18 protein-coding genes are annotated in these 18363 nt (G+C 64.1%); 14 read left to right on the top strand and 4 right to left on the bottom strand.

Features of this window, described 5'->3' with window-relative positions; translation table 11 throughout:
• The first annotated feature begins 89 nt into the window (after window positions 1-89).
• Window positions 90-2186 (top strand): bifunctional diguanylate cyclase/phosphodiesterase, encoded by a 2097-nt coding sequence (locus tag BRA471DRAFT_RS05695; protein WP_007605307.1) that lies wholly within the window; start codon window positions 90-92, stop codon window positions 2184-2186.
• 60 nt (window positions 2187-2246) lie between these two features.
• Here the strand turns inward: BRA471DRAFT_RS05695 and BRA471DRAFT_RS05690 are convergent, their stop codons facing one another.
• Window positions 2247-2768 carry a MarR family winged helix-turn-helix transcriptional regulator gene (locus tag BRA471DRAFT_RS05690; protein ID WP_007605305.1) on the bottom strand — a complete coding sequence of 174 codons (522 nt, stop codon included), beginning with the start codon at window positions 2766-2768 and terminating at the stop codon, window positions 2247-2249.
• Window positions 2769-2944: 176 nt separating this feature from the next.
• Between BRA471DRAFT_RS05690 and BRA471DRAFT_RS05685 the strand changes: the two genes are divergently transcribed.
• From BRA471DRAFT_RS05685 to BRA471DRAFT_RS05675, 3 genes are read left to right on the top strand one after another with little or no spacing between them, the layout of a single operon-like run.
• Window positions 2945-3985: a branched-chain amino acid ABC transporter permease gene (locus BRA471DRAFT_RS05685; protein WP_007605304.1), complete on the top strand. Its 1041-nt coding sequence runs from the start codon at window positions 2945-2947 to the stop codon at window positions 3983-3985.
• Window positions 3986-3992: 7 nt separating this feature from the next.
• The gene (locus BRA471DRAFT_RS05680; RefSeq protein WP_007605301.1) at window positions 3993-5762 is read left to right on the top strand and encodes an ATP-binding cassette domain-containing protein; all 1770 of its coding nucleotides are present in this window, start codon (window positions 3993-3995) and stop codon (window positions 5760-5762) included.
• A complete protein-coding gene (locus BRA471DRAFT_RS05675; protein WP_007605299.1) occupies window positions 5759-6490 on the top strand; it encodes an ABC transporter ATP-binding protein in 732 nt (243 codons plus the stop codon). The genes BRA471DRAFT_RS05680 and BRA471DRAFT_RS05675 overlap by 4 nt, the downstream gene beginning before the upstream one ends.
• A gap of 185 nt (window positions 6491-6675) precedes the next feature.
• Here the strand turns inward: BRA471DRAFT_RS05675 and BRA471DRAFT_RS05670 are convergent, their stop codons facing one another.
• Entirely contained in the window at window positions 6676-7311 is a 636-nt protein-coding gene (locus BRA471DRAFT_RS05670) for a pyridoxamine 5'-phosphate oxidase family protein (protein WP_007605296.1), read from the bottom strand.
• Window positions 7312-7431: 120 nt separating this feature from the next.
• On the opposite strand from BRA471DRAFT_RS05670, the gene BRA471DRAFT_RS05665 reads away from it, so the two are divergent.
• Window positions 7432-8316, top strand: coding sequence for a LysR family transcriptional regulator (locus tag BRA471DRAFT_RS05665; protein ID WP_007605294.1), 885 nt, complete (start codon window positions 7432-7434; stop codon window positions 8314-8316).
• A gap of 120 nt (window positions 8317-8436) precedes the next feature.
• Here BRA471DRAFT_RS05665 and BRA471DRAFT_RS05660 read toward each other — a convergent pair whose 3' ends face one another.
• Together BRA471DRAFT_RS05660 and pobA are read right to left on the bottom strand one after the other, a co-directional pair.
• Window positions 8437-8856, bottom strand: a complete 420-nt coding sequence (locus BRA471DRAFT_RS05660; protein WP_007605293.1) for a PaaI family thioesterase — start codon at window positions 8854-8856, stop codon at window positions 8437-8439.
• A 252-nt stretch (window positions 8857-9108) separates the two neighbouring features.
• Window positions 9109-10278: a 4-hydroxybenzoate 3-monooxygenase gene (gene pobA, locus BRA471DRAFT_RS05655; RefSeq protein ID WP_007605291.1), complete on the bottom strand. Its 1170-nt coding sequence runs from the start codon at window positions 10276-10278 to the stop codon at window positions 9109-9111.
• 214 nt (window positions 10279-10492) lie between these two features.
• Here pobA and BRA471DRAFT_RS05650 point away from each other — a divergent pair, with 214 nt between their 5' ends.
• The 9 genes from BRA471DRAFT_RS05650 (at window position 10493) to BRA471DRAFT_RS05610 (ending at window position 18359) form a co-directional block, all read left to right on the top strand.
• On the top strand, window positions 10493-11509 hold the full coding sequence (locus BRA471DRAFT_RS05650; RefSeq protein ID WP_007605290.1) for a TRAP transporter substrate-binding protein: 1017 nt from the start codon (window positions 10493-10495) through the stop codon (window positions 11507-11509).
• 222 nt (window positions 11510-11731) lie between these two features.
• Window positions 11732-12241 (top strand): TRAP transporter small permease, encoded by a 510-nt coding sequence (locus BRA471DRAFT_RS05645; RefSeq protein WP_007605289.1) that lies wholly within the window; start codon window positions 11732-11734, stop codon window positions 12239-12241.
• 2 nt (window positions 12242-12243) lie between these two features.
• Window positions 12244-13563 carry a TRAP transporter large permease gene (locus tag BRA471DRAFT_RS05640; protein WP_007599671.1) on the top strand — a complete coding sequence of 440 codons (1320 nt, stop codon included), beginning with the start codon at window positions 12244-12246 and terminating at the stop codon, window positions 13561-13563.
• Between the two features lie 12 nt (window positions 13564-13575).
• Window positions 13576-14037 carry a DUF3237 domain-containing protein gene (locus BRA471DRAFT_RS05635; RefSeq protein ID WP_007605288.1) on the top strand — a complete coding sequence of 154 codons (462 nt, stop codon included), beginning with the start codon at window positions 13576-13578 and terminating at the stop codon, window positions 14035-14037.
• A 67-nt stretch (window positions 14038-14104) separates the two neighbouring features.
• Window positions 14105-14401 carry a type II toxin-antitoxin system RelE/ParE family toxin gene (locus BRA471DRAFT_RS05630; RefSeq protein WP_007605287.1) on the top strand — a complete coding sequence of 99 codons (297 nt, stop codon included), beginning with the start codon at window positions 14105-14107 and terminating at the stop codon, window positions 14399-14401.
• 3 nt (window positions 14402-14404) lie between these two features.
• Window positions 14405-14704, top strand: a complete 300-nt coding sequence (locus BRA471DRAFT_RS05625) for an addiction module antidote protein (protein WP_007605286.1) — start codon at window positions 14405-14407, stop codon at window positions 14702-14704.
• A gap of 180 nt (window positions 14705-14884) precedes the next feature.
• Entirely contained in the window at window positions 14885-15694 is an 810-nt protein-coding gene (locus tag BRA471DRAFT_RS05620) for a crotonase/enoyl-CoA hydratase family protein (protein WP_007605285.1), read from the top strand.
• Window positions 15691-17577, top strand: coding sequence for a feruloyl-CoA synthase (locus tag BRA471DRAFT_RS05615; RefSeq protein ID WP_007605283.1), 1887 nt, complete (start codon window positions 15691-15693; stop codon window positions 17575-17577). Before BRA471DRAFT_RS05620 ends, BRA471DRAFT_RS05615 begins: the two co-directional genes overlap by 4 nt.
• Window positions 17578-17597: 20 nt before the next feature.
• Window positions 17598-18359, top strand: a complete 762-nt coding sequence (locus BRA471DRAFT_RS05610; protein WP_007605280.1) for an SDR family NAD(P)-dependent oxidoreductase — start codon at window positions 17598-17600, stop codon at window positions 18357-18359.
• Window positions 18360-18363: the final 4 nt, after the last annotated feature.

Raw genomic sequence — 18363 nt, 5'->3', positions numbered from 1 at the left:
AGTTTCAGGAACACGTCCCGAAACTGGACGAATTGTTGGGCTGATTCACCACCGCCTGCTCTAATCGCGTCGTCCCGGGGGCAACGCGCATGGCGGAAAGTGATCAGGAGGTCGCAAGCATTGATCCGCTCGTGCTCGGCGAGCTGCTCAAATGCGCCGCCAATAATCTGTGGCTTGGGATCATCCTGTTTGGCAGCGACCGCAGGGTCATTTTCTGCAATCCGCGCTACCGCGAGATGTACGCGCTCTCGCCCGACCAGGTGCACCCGGGCACGCCGATCAAGGACCTGATCGAGCATCGGCTCAAGCTGGGCCTGAACATCGGCGGAGAAGCCGGCGCCTATGTCCGCGCCCGCACCGAAGGTTCGGTCGTCAGCGAGCAGACGGTCCAGCAGTTCGCCGATGGACGAATCATCGCCTACACCATCCATCCCCTGCCCGACGGCGGCGGCATGGCGACCCACGAGGACATTACCGAGCGCGAAGAGCTCAGTGCGCGGCTACAGGAGCGCAATTTTCAGTTCGACATCGCGATCAACAACATGTCGCACGGACTCTGCTTCTTCGACGCCGGCCATCGGCTGGTGGTCTGCAACACGCACTTTATCGAGATGTACGGCCTGCCGCCGGACCGCGTTCGTCCGGGCACGCCGCTCCAGGAGATCCTCGACCTGCGCTACGAAGTCGGCAGCGTGCCCGCGATGACGCGGGAGGAATACGCCAAATGGCGGACCGATGTCGCGACGTCGGCCGAGGCCATGGACAGCATCGTCGAGATGCGGAACGGGCGAACCTTCAAGATCAGGCACCGACCGATGCCCGATCTCGGGTGGGTCGCGACCCACGAAGACATCACCGAGCAGCGCAAGACGGAATTGCGGATCGCGCATATGGCGCACCACGACGCGCTGACGGATCTCGCCAATCGCGCCCTGCTCGGTCAGCGCCTCGAGCAGGCCCTCGAACAGGGCGGGATGTTCGCGATCCACCACATCGACCTCGACAAGTTCAAGGCCGTCAACGACACCCTGGGCCATCAGGCCGGCGACATTCTGCTGCAGGATGTCAGCCGCCGCCTCAAGCTGCTCGCCCGCGACAGCGATACCGTCGCGCGCATGGGTGGCGATGAATTCGTGATCCTCCAGTCGTCGATCTCCGATTCGAGCGAAGCTGACCTGCTGGCGCGCGATGTGGTCAGCACGCTGAGTGCTCCGTTCGGGCTCGACGGACATCAGGCTATTGCGGGCGCGAGCATCGGGATCGCCATCGCGCCCGGCGACGGCTCGACGCCCGAGCAACTCCTGCACAATGCCGATCTGGCCCTGTATCGCGCGAAAAGCGACGGCCGCGGCATGCACTGCTTCTTCGAACCGGCCATGGGCGAAGAAGCGCAAAGCCGCCGCGCGCTGGAGCAGGACCTGCACAACGGCCTTGCCGCCGGCGAGTTCGAACTGCACTACCAGCCGGTCGTGAAGAGCGACGGCGGCGAGATCAGCGGCTTCGAAGCCTTGATCCGTTGGCGACATCCACGGCGCGGACTGGTCGCGCCGAACAGCTTTATCCCGCTTGCGGAAGAGATCGGCCTGATCGTGCCGATCGGCGAATGGGTGATCCGGCAGGCCTGTGCCACTGCAAGCCGGTGGCCGGACCATCTGCACGTCGCCGTCAACATCTCGGCGGTGCAATTCCGCCAGCCGGGCCTGACGGAGGTGATCGTCGGCGCGCTCGCGGCCTCCGGCCTAGATCCGCGGCGGCTGGAGATCGAGATCACGGAAAGCGTTTTGCTGCAGGACAGGAACGGGACGCTGGCGACGCTGCACCAGCTCCGCGCGCTGGGCATCAAGGTCGCCATGGACGATTTCGGCACCGGTTATTCGTCACTGACCTATCTGCAATGCTTCCCCTTCGACAAGATCAAGATCGATCGGTCTTTCGTCAGCGGCGTGGAAAACAATGCGGCATCCCTCAGCATCGTGCGCGCGGTGGCGGCACTGGCGCGCGGAATGGGCATGACGACGACGGCGGAGGGCGTGGAGACCGAGGAGCAAAGGGACCGGATCGCAGCGGAGGGCTGCACGGAAATGCAGGGCTACTTGTTCAGCCCTCCGTTGCCCGCCGAGGAAATCGAGCGCCGTTTCCTGTTTGAGAAAACACCTGCCAGGCCCGACCGGTTCGCGGCGGCGTAACCGCCGCCAGCCCGCCTGCGATTCCGCGTTCGATGCTCCGTCGCCGGAGCAATGAATCCGTCAAAACTCGTTGGCGATCTTCGAGAGCATCCCGAGCAGGGCTTCGCGGTTGGACGGCCCGAGCAGTTCGTTCAGCCGGGCCTCGTGCTTGGTGGCGACGAGCTTCTTGGCGCGGGCCAGCACGGCCTTGCCCTTATCGGTCAGCACCAGGATGTGCGAGCGGCGGTCGTTGGTGGAGCGGATCCGCGCGCAAAGATCGCGGCTCTCGAGATTGTCGAGCATGGCGACGAAATTCGGGCGCAGGATGCCGAGGGTGGAGGCGATCTCGGTCTGGTTACGGCCCGGGTTTTTCTCGACCAGCAGCAGCACGGAGAACTGCGCCGGCGTGAGCTGGAGCGAGGCCATGCAGCGGAGAAAGTTCTCGAACACCTTGAGCTGTGCCCGCTTCAGGACATAGCCGAGCTGCTCCGAGAGTTCGCCCAGCTGGAGGGCTTCGCCAGGCCCGTCGGCCGCGTCCTTGCGGCCCTTGGCGGTCTCGGCGGGTTTTTCAGAGGACTTTTCAGCGGTTTTGGAAACGGTCATCGCCTCATGCTCGTAATCCCGCTAAGTTCGGGAGGGTCGTCCGTCACCCTTGAAGTTATATTTGATAATTGTTATGGACCATATCAAATATCGTCAGCGTATTTCAATGGCTGTGAACGGACCGTCCACGACTATCAGGGGACCGGTCCTGAATCTTTGAGGGGGAGCGTCCGGTCTTGAATACCACCATCATGCTGTTCCTGCTGCAGGACGGCATCACCAATGGCGCGATTTATGCGCTGCTCGGCCTGGCGCTGGTGCTGGTGTTCGCCGTCACCCGCGTCATCCTCATTCCCCAAGGCGAATTCGTCACCTATGGCGCGCTGACCTACGCCTCGCTGGCCGCGGGCCAGATGCCGGGCACGGCGAAACTCGCGCTCGCCCTGGGCATCGGCGCCTTCGCGTTCGACCTGTTCGCGGCGCGCAAGGCGCTGCACGGGCGCCTGATCCTACGCAGCATCCTGACCAACATCGTGCTACCGGCCGTCGTGCTGGCGCTGACCGTCTACTACGCCGCCGAGAAGCCGCCGGTTGCGGTCTGCATCGCGCTGTCGCTGGTGATCGTGGCGATGATCGGCCTGTTTCTCTACCGCATCGCATTCCAGCCGCTGGCGCACACCTCGGTGCTGGTGCTGCTGATCGCCTCGGTGGGCGTCCACCTCGCACTTCAGGGATTGGGCCTATTGTTCTTCGGCGCCGAAGGTCAGCGCGGACCTGCCGTACTGTCCGGCTCTTTCACCACCGGCGCGCTGCGCTTCACAGGCCAGAGCATCACCGTCTACGGCATTACCATCGCCTTTATCGTCGGGCTGTGGCTGTTCTTCGGGCTGACCCTTTACGGCAAGGCGCTGCGCGCGACCGCCGTGAACCGGCTCGGTGCCCGGCTTGTCGGCATCCGCACCACGCTGTCCGGGCAGATCGCCTTCCTGCTGGCGTCCGTCATCGGCGCACTGTCGGGCATCATGATCGTGCCGATCACGACGCTGTATTACGACTCGGGCTTCCTGATCGGCCTGAAGGGCTTTGTCGCCGCCATCATCGGCGGGCTTGTCAGCTATCCCCTCACCGCCGTCGCGGCGCTGGTCGTCGGCATCGTCGAGGCGTTCTCGTCCTTCTATGCCTCCAACTACAAGGAGGTGATCGTTTTCATGCTCTTGATTCCCGTGCTGCTGCTGCGCTCGCTCGCGGCGCCTGCGGTCGAGGAAGAGAAGGACTGACGCCAAGATGCAGAGCCGGCTCCCCATCCTCATCTTCGCGCTGATCATGGCGGCGATCCCGTTTGTTCCGGGCATGCCCCCGTTCTGGATCGTGCTGCTCGACAATATCGGCCTCGCGGCCCTGGTCGCGATGGGTCTCGTGTTGCTCACCGGCGTCGGCGGCCTGACCTCGTTTGGACAAGCGGCCTTCGTCGGCTTCGGCGCCTACACCACTGCGGTGCTGTCGACGACCTACGGCATGTCGCCCTGGCTGACGCTGCCGCTGTCGCTGGTGGTCAGCGGATTGCTGGCGGTGCTACTCGGCCTCGTCACGGTCCGTCTCTCCGGCCATTATCTGCCGCTCGGCACGCTCGCCTGGGGACTCGGCTTGTTCTATCTCTTCAGCAAGCTGGAATTTTTGGGACGAAACGACGGCATCTCGGCGATCCCGCCGCTGTCGATCGGCTCCTTCAAAATGCTCTCCCCCGGCTCGATCTACTACGCGATCTGGGTCGCCGTGATCCTCTCGGCGCTGCTCACGATGAACCTGCTGGACTCCCGAACCGGCCGCGCCATCCGCGCGCTCCGGCGCGGCCATGTCGCGGCCGAAGCATTCGGCGTGCACACGCCGCGGGCAAAAATGCTGGTGTTCATCCATGCCGCCGTGCTCGCCGGCCTCTCCGGCTGGCTCTACGCCCATCTTCAGCGCGCGGTGAACCCGACGCCGTTCGGTGCGCAGGCCGGCATCGAGTATCTCTTCATCGCCGTGGTCGGCGGCGCCGGCTATGTCTGGGGCGGCGTCCTGGGCGCAGCGCTCGTCGTGGTCCTGAAGGAAGTGCTGCAGAGTTACCTGCCGCTGATCCTGCCCGGCTCCGGCCAGGTCGAAACCATCGTGTTCGGCATCATGCTGGTGGCGCTGCTCCAGCTCGCACCCGGCGGCGTCTGGCCCTGGCTGATGTCGTTCCTGCCCCAGCGCACCAATGGCAAGAAGCCGGACACTTCGTTGAAACTGGAGCAGCGCACCCGCTCCCCCGGCCAATCCAGCGTCCTGCTTCAGGTCGAGAAGGCGCGGAAGCAATTTGGCGGCGTGGTCGCGGTGAACAACGTCTCCTTCGACGTTCAGGCTCGCGAGATCGTCGCGCTGATCGGTCCCAACGGCGCCGGCAAGAGCACCACCTTCAACCTGATCACCGGCGTGCTGTCGGCCAGCTCGGGCTCGATCTCGGTGCTCGGCAACAAGGTCGACAGGGCGCCACCGCAGGAGATCGTCAAGCTCGGCATCTCCCGCACCTTCCAGCACGTCAAGCTGGTGCCCGACATGACCGTGCTGGAAAACGTCGCGATCGGCGCCCATCTGCGCGGCCATTCGGGGCCGATCTCGTCGATGCTGCGGCTCGACCGCACTGATGAGGCAAAGCTGCTCGCCGAAGCCGCCCGCCAGATCGAGCGCGTCGGACTTGGCGAGCAGATGCATCAGCTCGCAGGCTCGCTGTCGCTGGGACAGCAACGCATCGTCGAGATCGCCCGTGCGTTGTGCGTCGATCCGATGCTGCTGCTGCTCGACGAGCCGGCGGCCGGCCTGCGCCACATGGAGAAGCAGCAGCTCGCGACGCTGCTGCGGGAGCTGCGCGACGGCGGCATGAGCGTGCTGCTTGTCGAGCACGACATGGGCTTCGTCATGAACCTCGCCGACCGCATCGTGGTGCTCGATTTCGGCACCAAGATCGCGGAAGGAACGCCGGCCACGATCAAGACCAATCCCGAAGTGATCAAGGCCTATCTCGGAGTGGCGGCATGAGTGCGCTGTTGTCCGTCGCCGACGCCCATGTCGCCTATGGCAAGGTCGAGGCTGTGCGCTCGGTCTCGCTCGAAGTCGGCCAAAACCAGATCGTCACCATCGTCGGCGCCAACGGCGCCGGCAAGACCACGCTGCTCTCCGCCATCATCGGCATCTTGCCGCTGAAGGGGCGCGTTTCATTCGCGGGTCAGGACCTGTCGCGGCTCGACATCGAGGACCGCGTTGCCATGGGGCTTGGCCTCGTTCCCGAGCACCGCGAATTGTTCGTGACCATGAATGTCGAGGACAATCTCGAGTTAGGGGCCTTCCGCATCGAGAGAAGCAAGGCGAAAACCTCGATGGAGCGGGTCTACACGCTGTTTCCGCGGCTCAAGGAGCGGCGCAAGCAGCTCGCCGGCACGCTCTCCGGCGGCGAGCAGCAGATGCTCGCAATGGGCCGCGCACTGATGGGCGATCCCAAGCTCCTGATGCTGGACGAGCCGAGCCTCGGCCTCGCCCCGATCATCGTCGCCGACATTTTCCGCATCGTCACCGAACTGCGCGCCGCCGGCGTCTCCGTGCTGCTGGTCGAGCAGAACGCCCAGGCCGCGCTCAAGATCGCGGATCAGGCCTACGTCATGGAGCTCGGGGAGTTCGTGCTCAGCGGCAAGGCCAGCGACATCGCGGCGAACGAGCGCGTCGCCGCCAGCTATCTCGGCTTCCAGCACGAAGCCGCGAACGGGTTGTAACGTCGCCGCGAACTCGCCTTCCTTCTCCCATTGCGGGAGAAGGTGGCGCGAAGCACCGGAGGGGTTCTCTCCGCGAATGACGACGTGGGACCATCGGCTGCGGAGAGAGACCCCTCACCCGCCTCGTCGCTCCGCGACGAGCCACCCTCTCCCGCAAGGGGAGAGGGTGCACCGCGCCAGCCGCTCTAGCTTTCACTGGATGGTGACTTCGTCTCCCCCTTCAGCGCCGCGACCTCCGCTTCCAGCTCCGCGATTTTCGCATCCCTTGCCGCCAGCGCCGCCGCAACATCCGACGCGTCGAACTTCTGCGGGATGTGCTGCGGGCAGTTCGTGTCCCACGCTTCGATCTTGAACAGGATCACCTGCTCGGGCCGGGCGCGATACCCTTTCGGCATCAGCGATGTCGTCAGCGCCTCGTCGTCCTCGACCACCCGCGCCTCGCCCCAGATCTTCACTCGACGGCGACGGGCGTAGTCCATCACGAAGATGTAGGCCTTGGGATTTTCGGACAGGTTTCCCTGCGTGATGTATTGCCGATTGCCGGCGTAGTCCGTGAAAGCCAGCGTCTGCTTGTCCAGCACCCTCAAGAAGCCCTTCGGGCCGCCGCGATGCTGGATGTAGGGCTGGCCGTCGGCCGAGGCGGTGGCGAGATAAAAGCTGTTGGCGTCGGCCAGAAACGCCGCGAGGTTCTCATCGACCTCGGTGCGCCAGCCGCGCTGCTCGGCATGCGCATAGCCTTCGCGTGATCCCTTTCGGGTCTGGATCGACTTCACCGCCGGCGTGAATGCCACGTCGCTGGCGTAGGTGTGAGTTGCCGTCATCGGACCATCTCCTGAAATCCCGGCGCATCCCTGCGTCCTCGCGACCTAAAATGGACTTTTCACGGGCTAAAACAATCGGTCCGCTTGACACTTCATCATTGCGGTATATGCAACAATGCCATGGACCGCCTTGAAGCCATGCATGTTTTCGTCACCGTCGCCGACCTGCGCGGCTTCGCACCGGCGGCACGAAAGCTGCGGCTGTCCCCCTCCGCGGTGACGCGGCTGATCGCGGCGCTGGAGGAGCATCTCGGCGCGCGGCTGTTGCAGCGGACCACCCGGCAGGTGGGGCTGACCGACGTGGGCACGCGCTATCTTGAGCGTGCGCGTCGCATCCTCGCCGATGTCGAGGAGGCCGACGGCTCTGCACGGGAGGAGCGCAACCGGCCGAGCGGGCGGCTGGTGGTGTCGGCGCCGGTCGGCTTCGGCCGGCTCCATGTCGGGCCTGTCATGATCGCCTACCTGAAGCGCTATCCCGAGGTCGCCTGCGAATTGCGGCTGTCGGACAACATGGTCAATCTCGTGGAAGATGCCGTCGACGTCGCGGTGCGGATCGGCCATCTCTCCGACTCCTCCCTCGTGGCGCGCCAGGTCGGCGAGATGCGGCGGATCGTGGTGGCGACGCCAGGCTATCTCAAGCGGCATGGCGAGCCGAAAACGCCGGAGGCATTGCTTACGCACGAGACCATCGCCTTCGGTGCATCTGCGAACTGGCGGTTCGTGCAGGACGGCCGCGATATCGAGGTGGCGCCGAATCCACGGTTCGCCAGCAACAGCGCCGACGCCGCCCTGCAATATGCCGAGGCCGGCGGCGGCCTGACCCGGGTGCTGGCCTATCAGGCCGCCGAAGGCTTGCGGCGCGGGAGGCTCAAGATCGTGCTGGCGAACTACGAGCAGCCGGCGCTGCCGATCCACATCGTTTACCCGACCTCGCGCCTGCTCTCCGCCAAGGTGCGCGCCTTCGTCGATCTCGTGGTGGAGACCGCGGAGTGGAGGTTTGGGTAGATCTCGTATCCCGGACGCGCGCAGCGCGAGCCGGGACCCAGTTCTTTGCGCGTGGATGAATGGGCCCCGGCTCTGCAGCGCAACGCAAGAGCGCTGCGCTGCGTCCGGAGCACGGAGACGTCACCCCTTCTTCGGCACGACGCGAAAGGTGCCGCTGGCACGCGCGATCACGGCGCCGTCGGCCTTCGCGAGGCACTGCGCGAAGCAGATGGTGCTACCGGTCTTGATCGCCTCACCCTCGACCGCGAGCCATTGGCCGATCTCGCCGGCGCCGACATAGTCGACCGACAGCGAGATCGTGACCAACGAGGTGGTCCAGCCCGTCGCCTGCGCGCAGCTGTAACCCATGGCGGCATCGGCCAGCGCGGCGATCAGGCCACCATGGATCAGCCCGCGCGCGTTGGTGTGCGGCTTTGCCAGCCGCAATCCCACGGTGACGCCGTTGTCGGTCTTCCTGGAGTAAAGCGGCTCCCAGGGGTCGGTGAGGGGCGCTTTGCGGAAATGCGGCTCGAAGCCGGCGGGAATGTCGATGCTGGTCATGTCTTGTCTCGCAATGGTGGCTGCCGCCATTGAACGCGGTGGACGTGACGGTTGCATCACCTACAAAGTTTTAAACGACATTTGCGCGGGCGTTTGAAATGGTGCCCCCCTGTCATTGCGAGGAGCTCGCGACAAAATTGCAAAGCAATTTTGCGCTGATGCGACGAAGCAATCCAGACTGCCTCCTCGGAGGGACACTGGATTGCTTCGCTACGCTCGCAATGACGGGAGTATGCGGTACCAGCCGCGCCTCTAAAACGGCAGCCCCACGTAATTCTCCGACAGCGACGTCATCGCGGCCTGCGAGTGCGTGACGTAATCGAGCTCCGCGAGCTGGATGCGCGCGCCGATCGTGCCGGTGTCGGGGAATTTGTGCAGCATCGAGGTCATCCACCAGGAGAAGCGCACGGCCTTCCAGACCCGCGCCAGTGCCTTCGCCGAATAGCCATCAATGCCGGCGCTGGATTTTTCATCGTAGAACTCGCGGAACGCACTCGACAGATAATGCGCGTCGCTCGCGGCCAGGTTCAGCCCCTTGGCGCCGGTCGGCGGCACGATATGGGCGGCGTCGCCGCACAGGAACAACTTGCCGAAACGCATCGGCTCGGCGACGAAGCTGCGCAGCGGCGCAATGCTCTTCTCGATCGAGGGGCCCGTGACGAGGCTGTCCGCGGCGTCCTGGTCGAGCCGGCGCTTGAGCTCGTCCCAGAAACGGTCGTCCGGCCATTGGTCGACATGGTCGTCGAGCGCGCACTGCACATAGTAGCGGCTGCGTCTGGTCGAGCGCATGGTGCACAGCGCAAAGCCGCGGGCGTGGTTCGAATAGATCAACTCGTGGCTGACCGGCGGCGTCTCCGAGAGGATGCCGAGCCAGCCGAACGGGTAGATGCGCTCGAACTCCTCGATCGACGAAGCCGGAACGCTGGCGCGGCTGACGCCGTGAAAGCCGTCGCAGCCGGCGATGAAATCGCAATCGATGGTGTGGGTGACGCCATCCTTCACGTAGGTTACGCGCGGGTGACTGCCGTCGAAATCATGCGGCTGCACGTCCCTGGCCTCGTAGACCGAGGTGAGACCGGCGGCGTTGCGCGCATTCATCAGATCCAGCGTGACCTCGGTCTGGCCGTAGATCATGACCGTCTTGCCGGTCGCAGCCTTCATGTCGATGCGGTGCCGGCGCCCCGAGAAGGCGAGCTCGATCCCTTCATGCACCAGCCCTTCGGCATGCGCCCGTGCGCCGGCGCCGATCTGGTCGAGCAGCGCAACGGTTCCCTCCTCCAGCAGCCCGGCACGGATGCGGCCGAGCACATAATCCGGGCTCTGCCGCTCCAGAATGACATTGTCGATGCCGTAACGGTGCAGCAGTTGCCCAAGCAACAATCCAGCCGGCCCTGCCCCGATGATTGCGACTTTTGTCCGCAATACTTGCTCCTCCCGATCCTGTAGGCTTTCGTCGCGGCTCGCTTGTCGCAGCCGTCCGCGCACGATAATTATATCATATAACGGTTGGGCAAAAGGGAGTGCGCGGCGGCACGCCGCGCCAGTTCCGGCTTGAACGCGCCGGCCAATTAGATAACATGTTAATTAATGAGACCGGGCCATCGAAGCCCGCCGTCAAAAGAGGGAGAGACGCGTGATGAGGAAAGCCTGTCTGGCGTTGCTGCTGGCAGCAAGCGTGAGCCCTGCGTTCGCGCAGGACAAGACCTTCGATTTGAAGATCTCGCACTGGGTGCCGGCCTCGCATCCGCTGCAGAAATCGCTCGAGGACTGGGCAGCCGCGGTCGAGAAGGATTCTGGCGGCACCATCAAGGGCAAGGTGTTCCCGGCCCAGCAGATGGGCAAGGCCTTCGACCATTACGATATGGCGCGCGACGGCATTGCCGACGTCACCTACGTCAATCCCGGCTACCAGCCCGGCCGTTTCCCGATCATCGGCGCCGGCGAGCTGCCGTTCCTTATCTCGGACGCCAAGGGCGGCTCGATGGGGCTGGATGCCTGGTATCGCAAATACGCCGAGAAGGAGATGAAGGACGTCAAATACTGCCTCGCCTTCGTCCATTCGCCGTCCTCCTTCCACTCCCGCACCAAAAAGATCGTGATGCCGGAGGACGTGAAGGGCCTCAAGATCCGCCCCGCCCACGCCACCATGGCGAACTTCGTCACCTCGCTCGGCGGCACCAATGTGCAGTCCTCCGCGCCCGAAGTGCGCGACATCATCGAGCGCGGCGTCGCCGACGGCGTCACCTTCCCCTGGGGATCGCTGGTGCTGTTCGGCATCGACAAGGTGACCAAATACGACATGGAGGCGCCGCTCTACACCACGACCTTCGTGTTCGTCATGAACAAGGACAAGTACAATGCGATGTCCGACAAGCAGAAGGCGGCGATCGACAAGAATTGCACGGTCGAGATGGCAGGCGTGGTCGGCGAGCACTGGGGCAAGTTCGAGGATGCCGGCATCGACAAGGTCAAGGCGGAGACCAGCCACGAGGTCTACAAGCTGACGCCCGAGCAGACCGCCGCCTGGAAGAAGGCCGCCGAGCCGCTGGTGAAGACCTGGTCCGACGGCGCGAAGAAGGCCGGCGTGGATCCGGACGCGGCGCTTAGCGAGCTGAAGGCCTCGCTGAAGAAATACAACGCGCTGGCGGAGTGACGCTGCGACGCGATCGGTCTCTCCTCCCCTCTGCCCGTCCTTACGGGGAGAGGGTTGGGGTGAGGGGCCGCTTCCGCAAAAATAGCGAGAGATGGACTCGCGGAGAGTCCCCCTCACCCGCATCGCATCTACGATGCGGTGCGGCCTCTCCCCGCACGCGGGGAGAGGCGAAAGAGCAGCAGCCGGGTCGAGAACGAGAATGACATCGCCTAGGAAGCTCCCATGAAGCGCAGCTGGATGGATCGCGTTATCGATTCGATTGAATGGATCGCCGCGGCTTTCGTCGGCATCGTCGCGCTCGACATCTTCCTGTCGGTGCTGCTGCGCAACACGCTGAACTATTCGATTCCCGATAGTTTCGACATCGGCCGCATGCTGCTCGGCATCCTCATCTTCTGGGGCATCGCCGCGACCTCCTATCGCGGCACCCACATCACGGTCGATCTGGTCTGGGGCAATGTCGGGCCGCGCTACCAGCGCTGGATCGACGTGTTCGCGACACTGGTGCTGCTGTTCGTCGTGACGGTGCAGACCTGGACGCTGTTCGACAAGGTGCGCGGCACCTACAACGACAACGTCCAGACCTTCGACATGCACATGCCGACCTGGCCGTTCTTCGCGATCGCCTGGATCGGCGACGTCTCCGCCGTGCTGCTGATCGCGATCCGCACCTACCGGTTGATCTTCCATCCCGAAGAGATGCACGACCCCAAGCTGAAGGCGACGGAGTAATCATGAGCACCGATGCCGTCGCCGTTATCGGCTTTGTTTCCCTGTTCGCCCTGATGCTGCTGCGCGTGCCCGTTGGCATGGCCATGGGCCTCGTCGGCGTCTCCGGCTTCTCCTATCTCGTCGGCGCCACGCCGGCGCTGAAGCTGGTCGGCCAGACCTCGATGCGCACGGTGACCGACTACACCTTCGGCGTCATTCCGATGTTCTTGCTGATGGGCTCCTTCGTCAGCAATTCCGGCATGAGCCGTGAGCTGTTCCGCGCCGCCAACGGCTTCGTCGGCCATTTGCGCGGCGGACTCGGCATCGCCACCGTCGGCGCCTGCGGCGGCTTTGCCGCGATCTGCGGCTCCTCGGTCGCGACCGCCGCGACCTTCTCAGCGGTCGCGTACCCCGAGATGCGCCGTTTCGGCTATCCGCAATCGTTTGCCACCGGCGTGATCGCGGCCGGCGGCACGCTGGGCGCGATGCTGCCGCCGTCCACCGTGCTCGCCGTCTACGGCATCATCACCGAGCAGGACATCGGCAAGCTGTTCATCGCCGGCATCATCCCGGGCATCCTGGCGATGACCATGTACATGATCACGATCTTCCTGATCGGCTATTTCCGGCCGGACTTCCTGCCCAAGGGCAAGGTGCTGCCGTGGCGCGAGCGCTTCGCCGGTCTGAAGGACATCTGGGCGCCGGTGCTGCTGTTCGTGTTCGTGATCGGCGGCCTTTACGGCCTGCCCTATCTGCCGCGCTTCACGCCGACGGAAGCGGGCGGCGTCGGCGCTGCCGGCGCCTTCATCATCGGCGTGGCGACCGGCCGCCTCGACCGCGAGAAGATTCTGGCCTCGCTGCTCCAGGCGACGCGCACGGCGGCGGCCGTGTTCACCGTGCTGATCGGCGCACTGATCTTCGGCTATTTCCTCACGGTGACGCAGACCCCGCAGAAGGTGACGGAATTCCTCACCGGCCTCGGTCTCGGCCCCTACGGCGTGCTGGCGCTGATCATGGTGATGTATCTCGTGCTCGGCTGCCTGATGGACGCCATGGCGATGATCATTCTCACCGTGCCGATCATCTTCCCCGTGATCATGCATCTCGGTTTCGACCCGATCTGGTTCGGCGTCATCATCGTCATGACGGTCGAGCTCGGACTGATCCATCCGCCGGTGGGCATGAACGTCTTCGTCATCAAGAGCGTGGTGAAGGACGTCTCCTTCTCCACCATCTTCAAGGGCGTGATTCCGTTCGTGGCGACAGACCTCGTGCGCCTGGTGATCCTGATCGCCTTCCCGCTGCTGGCGACGTGGCTGCCGACGCGGATGATGGCGCATTGATGAGGTGAAGCGATGACCATACCCGTACTGGAAACCAAATACGTCTTCACCGTTACCGCACGCATCGGCGACGTTGTCACCGCCGGCGAGACCGGCATCGGCATTCGCCGCATCATCCCGATCATCGGCGGCGAGGTCTCGGGCGCGATCACCGGCAAGGTGCTGCCGTTCGGTGCCGACTTCCAGACCATCCGCCCGAATGAGCTGATTGATCTCGAAGCGAAGTACGCGTTCGAAACCGACGACGGCGCCGTCGTCTATGTCGAGAACAAGGGCATGCGCTTCGGCCCGGTCGAGCTGTTGCAAAAGCTCAAGCGCGGCGAGCCGGTGGATCCAAAACTGATCTATTTCCGCACCGTGCCGAAATTCGAAACGGGGCACGAGAACTACCGCTGGCTGATGCAGCACATTTTTGTCGGTTCAGCAGCGCGGCATGCGGATCGCGTCGTGATCGACGTGCATCAGGTGATGTGAACGCGCGCCGCACCCAAGTACCCGCTAGTCCATTGACAGTACGGCATCTGTAGCGTATACGCTACAAATGCCAACGATCAAGAGAACCGACGAATTCTCTGACTGGCTTAGAAACCTGCGAGACCGGAGAGCGAAAGCAAAAATCCTCGCCCGGATTGATCGGCTGACGCTCGGCAATCCCGGAGACGTTGCTCCGATCGGAGGCGGCATCAGCGAAATGAGAGTCCATGAGGGCGCCGGCTACCGGATCTACTACGTTTTCCGAGGCGAGGAGATCATTGTTCTCCTTTGCGGGGGCGATAAAGGCTCTCAGCCGGCGGACATAGCGTTGGCAAAGAAGATCGCGAGCGAATTGGAGGTCTGAGCAATGGCAAAAGTGAAATCATTTGATGCTGCGGAGTACCTCGACAGCCCCGAGATGATTGCAGCCTATCTCACCGAAGCCTTCGAATCCGACGATCCGTCCGCAATAACGATGGCAATCGGCGCCGTAGCCCGCTCTCAGGGCATGGGCGCCATTGCCGAAAAGGCCGGTCTATCCCGTGAGAACTTGTATCGCTCGCTTGGCGGCGAGGCCAAACCCGAATTCGGCACTGTGATAAAAGTTCTCCACGCCATGGGTATCAATCTTGTGGCGCAACCCCAAAGCGGAACCAAGGCGGCGTAGCGGCCGGATAGCATCGGCGTCGGCGATATTCATCCCAATCTTGCGCATCGGCATTCGGGTACGGGCGCTGCACCCGGACTGTCGTCCCTTTTGCGGACTATGGATCGGCTTCCCCGCTGTCAGCCGTATTGACTCCCCCTGAATTCGTTATACAACATAACTATTCTGACAAGGACGCAAATGACACAGGGAAACGCCGAGACCGCTGACGCGGGCGCCTCCGGGCTATTGAAGATCGAGCGGGCGGATCGGGTTTTGACCGTCGGCCTCAATCGGCCGGCGAAGCGCAATGCACTCAACGACGGCATCATCCTGGAGATCGGCGAGTGTTTTGCGTCCCTGCCCGAGGATATCGGCGCGGTCGTCATCCATGGCATCGGCGACCATTTTTCCAGCGGTCTCGATCTCTCCGAACTGACCGACCATGACGCCACCGGCGGCCTTCTCCATTCCCAGATGTGGCACCGGGTGTTCGACCGCATCCAGTACAGCCGGGTGCCCGTGATCGCGGCGCTCAGAGGCGCCGTGATCGGCGGCGGGCTGGAGCTTGCCTGTGCGGCGCATATCCGCGTCGCCGAACCCTCGACCTATTTCGCGCTGCCGGAGGGGCAGCGCGGCATCTTCGTCGGTGGCGGCGGTTCGGTGCGCCTGCCGCGCCTGATCGGCGTCGCCAGGATGATGGACATGATGCTGACCGGCCGCGTCTATTCCGCGACCGAAGGCACCTCCTACGGCTTTGCGCAATATGTCACGGAAGCCGGCAACGGCCTCGGCAAGGCGATGGAGCTTGCGACCAAGGTCGCCTCCAACGCGCCGCTAACCAATTTCGCCGTGCTCCAGGCGCTGCCGATGATCGCGGAGGCCAATCCGCAGACCGGCCTGTTGATGGAATCGCTGATGGCGACGGTGGCGCAGAGCGACAAGGAAGCCAAGCGCAGGATTCGCGAGTTCCTCGAACACAAGACCGCAAAGGTGAAGCCGAAATCATGAGCGCGCAGCCGTCGTCCTCTTCCAGCATGGAGCGCGGCGCGAGCACTTCCCCGCTGCGGCCCATTTCATTCGGCGATCCCGTCGTGAACATCGAGCGGCGCGACGACGGCACGATTTATCTGCGGCCCCAACAGCCGCTCGGAGACTATCCGGCCCGCATCACCGACCGCCTGCATCACTGGGCGAGCGCGACGCCGGATCGCGTCTTCATGGCCGAGCGCGAAGGCGGCCGCTTCTGGCGCAAGATCAGCTACGCCGAGCTGCTCGCCGCGAGCCGGCACATCGCCTCAGGACTCATTGCGCGCGGGTTGTCGGCGGAACGGCCGGTCGTCATCCTCTCCGGCAATTCGATCGACCACGCATTGCTGGCGTTCGGCGCGTTCTATGCCGGCATTCCGTTCTGCCCGGTGTCGCCGGCCTATTCGCTGGTGTCGAAGGATTACGGCAAGCTCTCCTATTTGATGAACCTGCTGACGCCCGGCCTCGTCTTCGCCGAGGACGCCGACAAGTTCGCCGACGCGCTCGCGGCCAACGTCTCGCTCGGCACCGAGATCGCGGCGTCCTACGGCCGCGTGCCGGGCCGCGACGTCACCTTGCTCGCCGACCTCATGGCGACGCCGATCCGCGCCGATCTGGAGGAGATCCACGGCAAGATCGGCCCCGACACCATCGCGAAATTCCTGCTGACCTCGGGCTCGACCGGCAACCCCAAGGCGGTCATCAACACCCAGCGCATGATCTGCGCCAACCAGGTGATGCTGCGCGAGACGCTCGCCTTCCTCAAGGACGAGCCGCCGGTCATCATCGACTGGCTGCCCTGGAATCACACTTTTGGCGGCAACCACAATATCGGGCTGACGCTCTACAATGGCGGCTCGATGTATCTCGATGCCGGCAAGCCGGTGCCTGGAGGCATCGAGGAAACCGTACGCAATCTCCAGGAGATTTCGCCGACGGTTTATTTCAACGTCCCCAAGGGCTACGAGTCGCTGCTGCCTTATCTGCGCGACGACCAGGGCCTGCGCGCAAAATTCTTCGACCGGCTGCACGCGATGTTCTTCTCGGGCGCGGCGCTGTCGCCGTTCGTCTGGAACAGCCTCGACGAGCTCGCGGTGAAGGAAAAAGGCTACCGCGTGCCGATGCTGACCGGTTTAGGTGCGACCGAGACCGCGCCGTTCTTCATGTCGGTCAACCCGCGCACCAGCCGCTCCGGCCATGTCGGGCTTCCCGTATCCGGCAACGACGCCAAGCTGGTGCCGAACAACGGCAAGATGGAAGTTCGTTGCAAAGGGCCGAACGTGATGCCCGGCTACTGGCGCCAGCCCGACATCACCGCAAATTCGTTCGACGAAGAGGGCTTCTACAAGCTGGGCGATGCCCTCAAGCCCGTCGATCCCGACGATCTCAACGCCGGCTTCGATTTCGACGGCCGCATCGGTGAGGATTTCAAGCTCGGCAGCGGCACCTGGGTCAGCGTCGGCCCGTTGCGCGCGCGCTTCGTTGCGGCCTGCGCACCGCTGGTGCGCGACGTCGTCATCGCCGGCATCAACCGTGACGAGGTCTCCGCGCTCGTCGTGCTCGATCTCGACGGCTGCCGGCTGATCAACCCGACGCTGCCGACCGACGACCTCGTCGTCGCGACCCGCGACCGGCTGGTGCGCGAGGCATTTCGTGAACGGCTGACCCGCTTTCTCGGCGCGGCTACCGGCTCCTCGACGCGGATCACGCGCGCGATCCTCATGGACACGCCACTCTCGATCGACAAGGGCGAAGTCACCGACAAGGGCTCGATCAACCAGCGCGCGGTGCTCGAGCATCGCAGCCTGCTGATCGAGGAGCTCTACGCTGCCAATCCATCGGACCGTGTGATATCGGTCGGGTAAGAAAACTACAGGGGAACGCCATGTTGTTGAAGGATCAGGCTGTCATCGTCACGGGCGGCGCGTCGGGACTGGGCGCGGCGACCGCGCGAAAGCTGGCGGCGCAGGGCGCCAAGGTCGCAGTGTTCGATCTCAATGCCAAGCTCGCCGAGACTGTCGCCGCCGAGATCAAGGGCGTGGCCGTGGCTTGCGACGTCTCCGATGCCGCCTCGGCGGAAGCTGCGATCGCGCAGGCGACCAAGGCCCATGGACCCGCGCGCGTGCTGGTCAATTGCGCCGGCATCGGCGTTGCCAAGCGCGTCGTCGGCCGCGACGGCCCGATGGCGCTCGCCGATTTCGAAAAGGTGATCAAGGTCAATTTGATCGGCACCTTCAACATGCTTCGCCTTGCCGCGACCGAGATGTCCAAACTCGAGCCGCAGGCAACCGGCGAGCGCGGCGTCATCATCAACACGGCGTCCGTTGCCGCTTATGACGGCCAGATCGGGCAATCGGCCTATTCGGCCTCGAAGGGCGGCATCGTCGGCATGACGCTGCCGATCGCGCGCGAGCTGGCGCAGTTCGGCGTCCGCGTGCTGACGATCGCGCCCGGCCTGTTCCTCACGCCGCTGCTCGCCAACCTGCCGCAGGAAGCCCAGGACTCACTCGCCGCCGCAATCCCGTTCCCGCGCCGGCTCGGCCACGCCGACGAGTTCGCCGCGCTCGCCCTGCACATGGTCGAGAATTCCTACCTGAACGGCGAAGTGGTGCGCCTCGACGGCTCGCTGCGCATGGCACCGAAATAGGGCG

This window comes from Bradyrhizobium sp. WSM471 (assembly GCF_000244915.1).
Classification (GTDB): domain Bacteria; phylum Pseudomonadota; class Alphaproteobacteria; order Rhizobiales; family Xanthobacteraceae; genus Bradyrhizobium.
Note: the sequence above shows the minus strand (reverse complement) of the source record. Positions and strands in the feature narration are given on the sequence as shown.

What these genes read in the sequence shown, in the direction of transcription:
- BRA471DRAFT_RS05690 (WP_007605305.1), bottom strand. Translation starts at nt 2,768, where the DNA reads ATGACCGTTTCCAAAACCGCTGAAAAGTCCTCTGAAAAACCCGCCGAG.
- BRA471DRAFT_RS05660 (WP_007605293.1), bottom strand. Translation starts at nt 8,856, where the DNA reads ATGACCAGCATCGACATTCCCGCCGGCTTCGAGCCGCATTTCCGCAAA.
- BRA471DRAFT_RS05625 (WP_007605286.1), top strand. Translation starts at nt 14,405, where the DNA reads ATGGCAAAAGTGAAATCATTTGATGCTGCGGAGTACCTCGACAGCCCC.
- BRA471DRAFT_RS05630 (WP_007605287.1), top strand. Translation starts at nt 14,105, where the DNA reads ATGCCAACGATCAAGAGAACCGACGAATTCTCTGACTGGCTTAGAAAC.
- BRA471DRAFT_RS05610 (WP_007605280.1), top strand. Translation starts at nt 17,598, where the DNA reads ATGTTGTTGAAGGATCAGGCTGTCATCGTCACGGGCGGCGCGTCGGGA.
- BRA471DRAFT_RS05650 (WP_007605290.1), top strand. Translation starts at nt 10,493, where the DNA reads ATGAGGAAAGCCTGTCTGGCGTTGCTGCTGGCAGCAAGCGTGAGCCCT.
- BRA471DRAFT_RS05665 (WP_007605294.1), top strand. Translation starts at nt 7,432, where the DNA reads ATGGACCGCCTTGAAGCCATGCATGTTTTCGTCACCGTCGCCGACCTG.
- BRA471DRAFT_RS05620 (WP_007605285.1), top strand. Translation starts at nt 14,885, where the DNA reads ATGACACAGGGAAACGCCGAGACCGCTGACGCGGGCGCCTCCGGGCTA.
- BRA471DRAFT_RS05680 (WP_007605301.1), top strand. Translation starts at nt 3,993, where the DNA reads ATGCAGAGCCGGCTCCCCATCCTCATCTTCGCGCTGATCATGGCGGCG.
- BRA471DRAFT_RS05635 (WP_007605288.1), top strand. Translation starts at nt 13,576, where the DNA reads ATGACCATACCCGTACTGGAAACCAAATACGTCTTCACCGTTACCGCA.
- BRA471DRAFT_RS05695 (WP_007605307.1), top strand. Translation starts at nt 90, where the DNA reads ATGGCGGAAAGTGATCAGGAGGTCGCAAGCATTGATCCGCTCGTGCTC.
- BRA471DRAFT_RS05645 (WP_007605289.1), top strand. Translation starts at nt 11,732, where the DNA reads ATGAAGCGCAGCTGGATGGATCGCGTTATCGATTCGATTGAATGGATC.
- BRA471DRAFT_RS05640 (WP_007599671.1), top strand. Translation starts at nt 12,244, where the DNA reads ATGAGCACCGATGCCGTCGCCGTTATCGGCTTTGTTTCCCTGTTCGCC.
- BRA471DRAFT_RS05615 (WP_007605283.1), top strand. Translation starts at nt 15,691, where the DNA reads ATGAGCGCGCAGCCGTCGTCCTCTTCCAGCATGGAGCGCGGCGCGAGC.
- BRA471DRAFT_RS05670 (WP_007605296.1), bottom strand. Translation starts at nt 7,311, where the DNA reads ATGACGGCAACTCACACCTACGCCAGCGACGTGGCATTCACGCCGGCG.
- BRA471DRAFT_RS05675 (WP_007605299.1), top strand. Translation starts at nt 5,759, where the DNA reads ATGAGTGCGCTGTTGTCCGTCGCCGACGCCCATGTCGCCTATGGCAAG.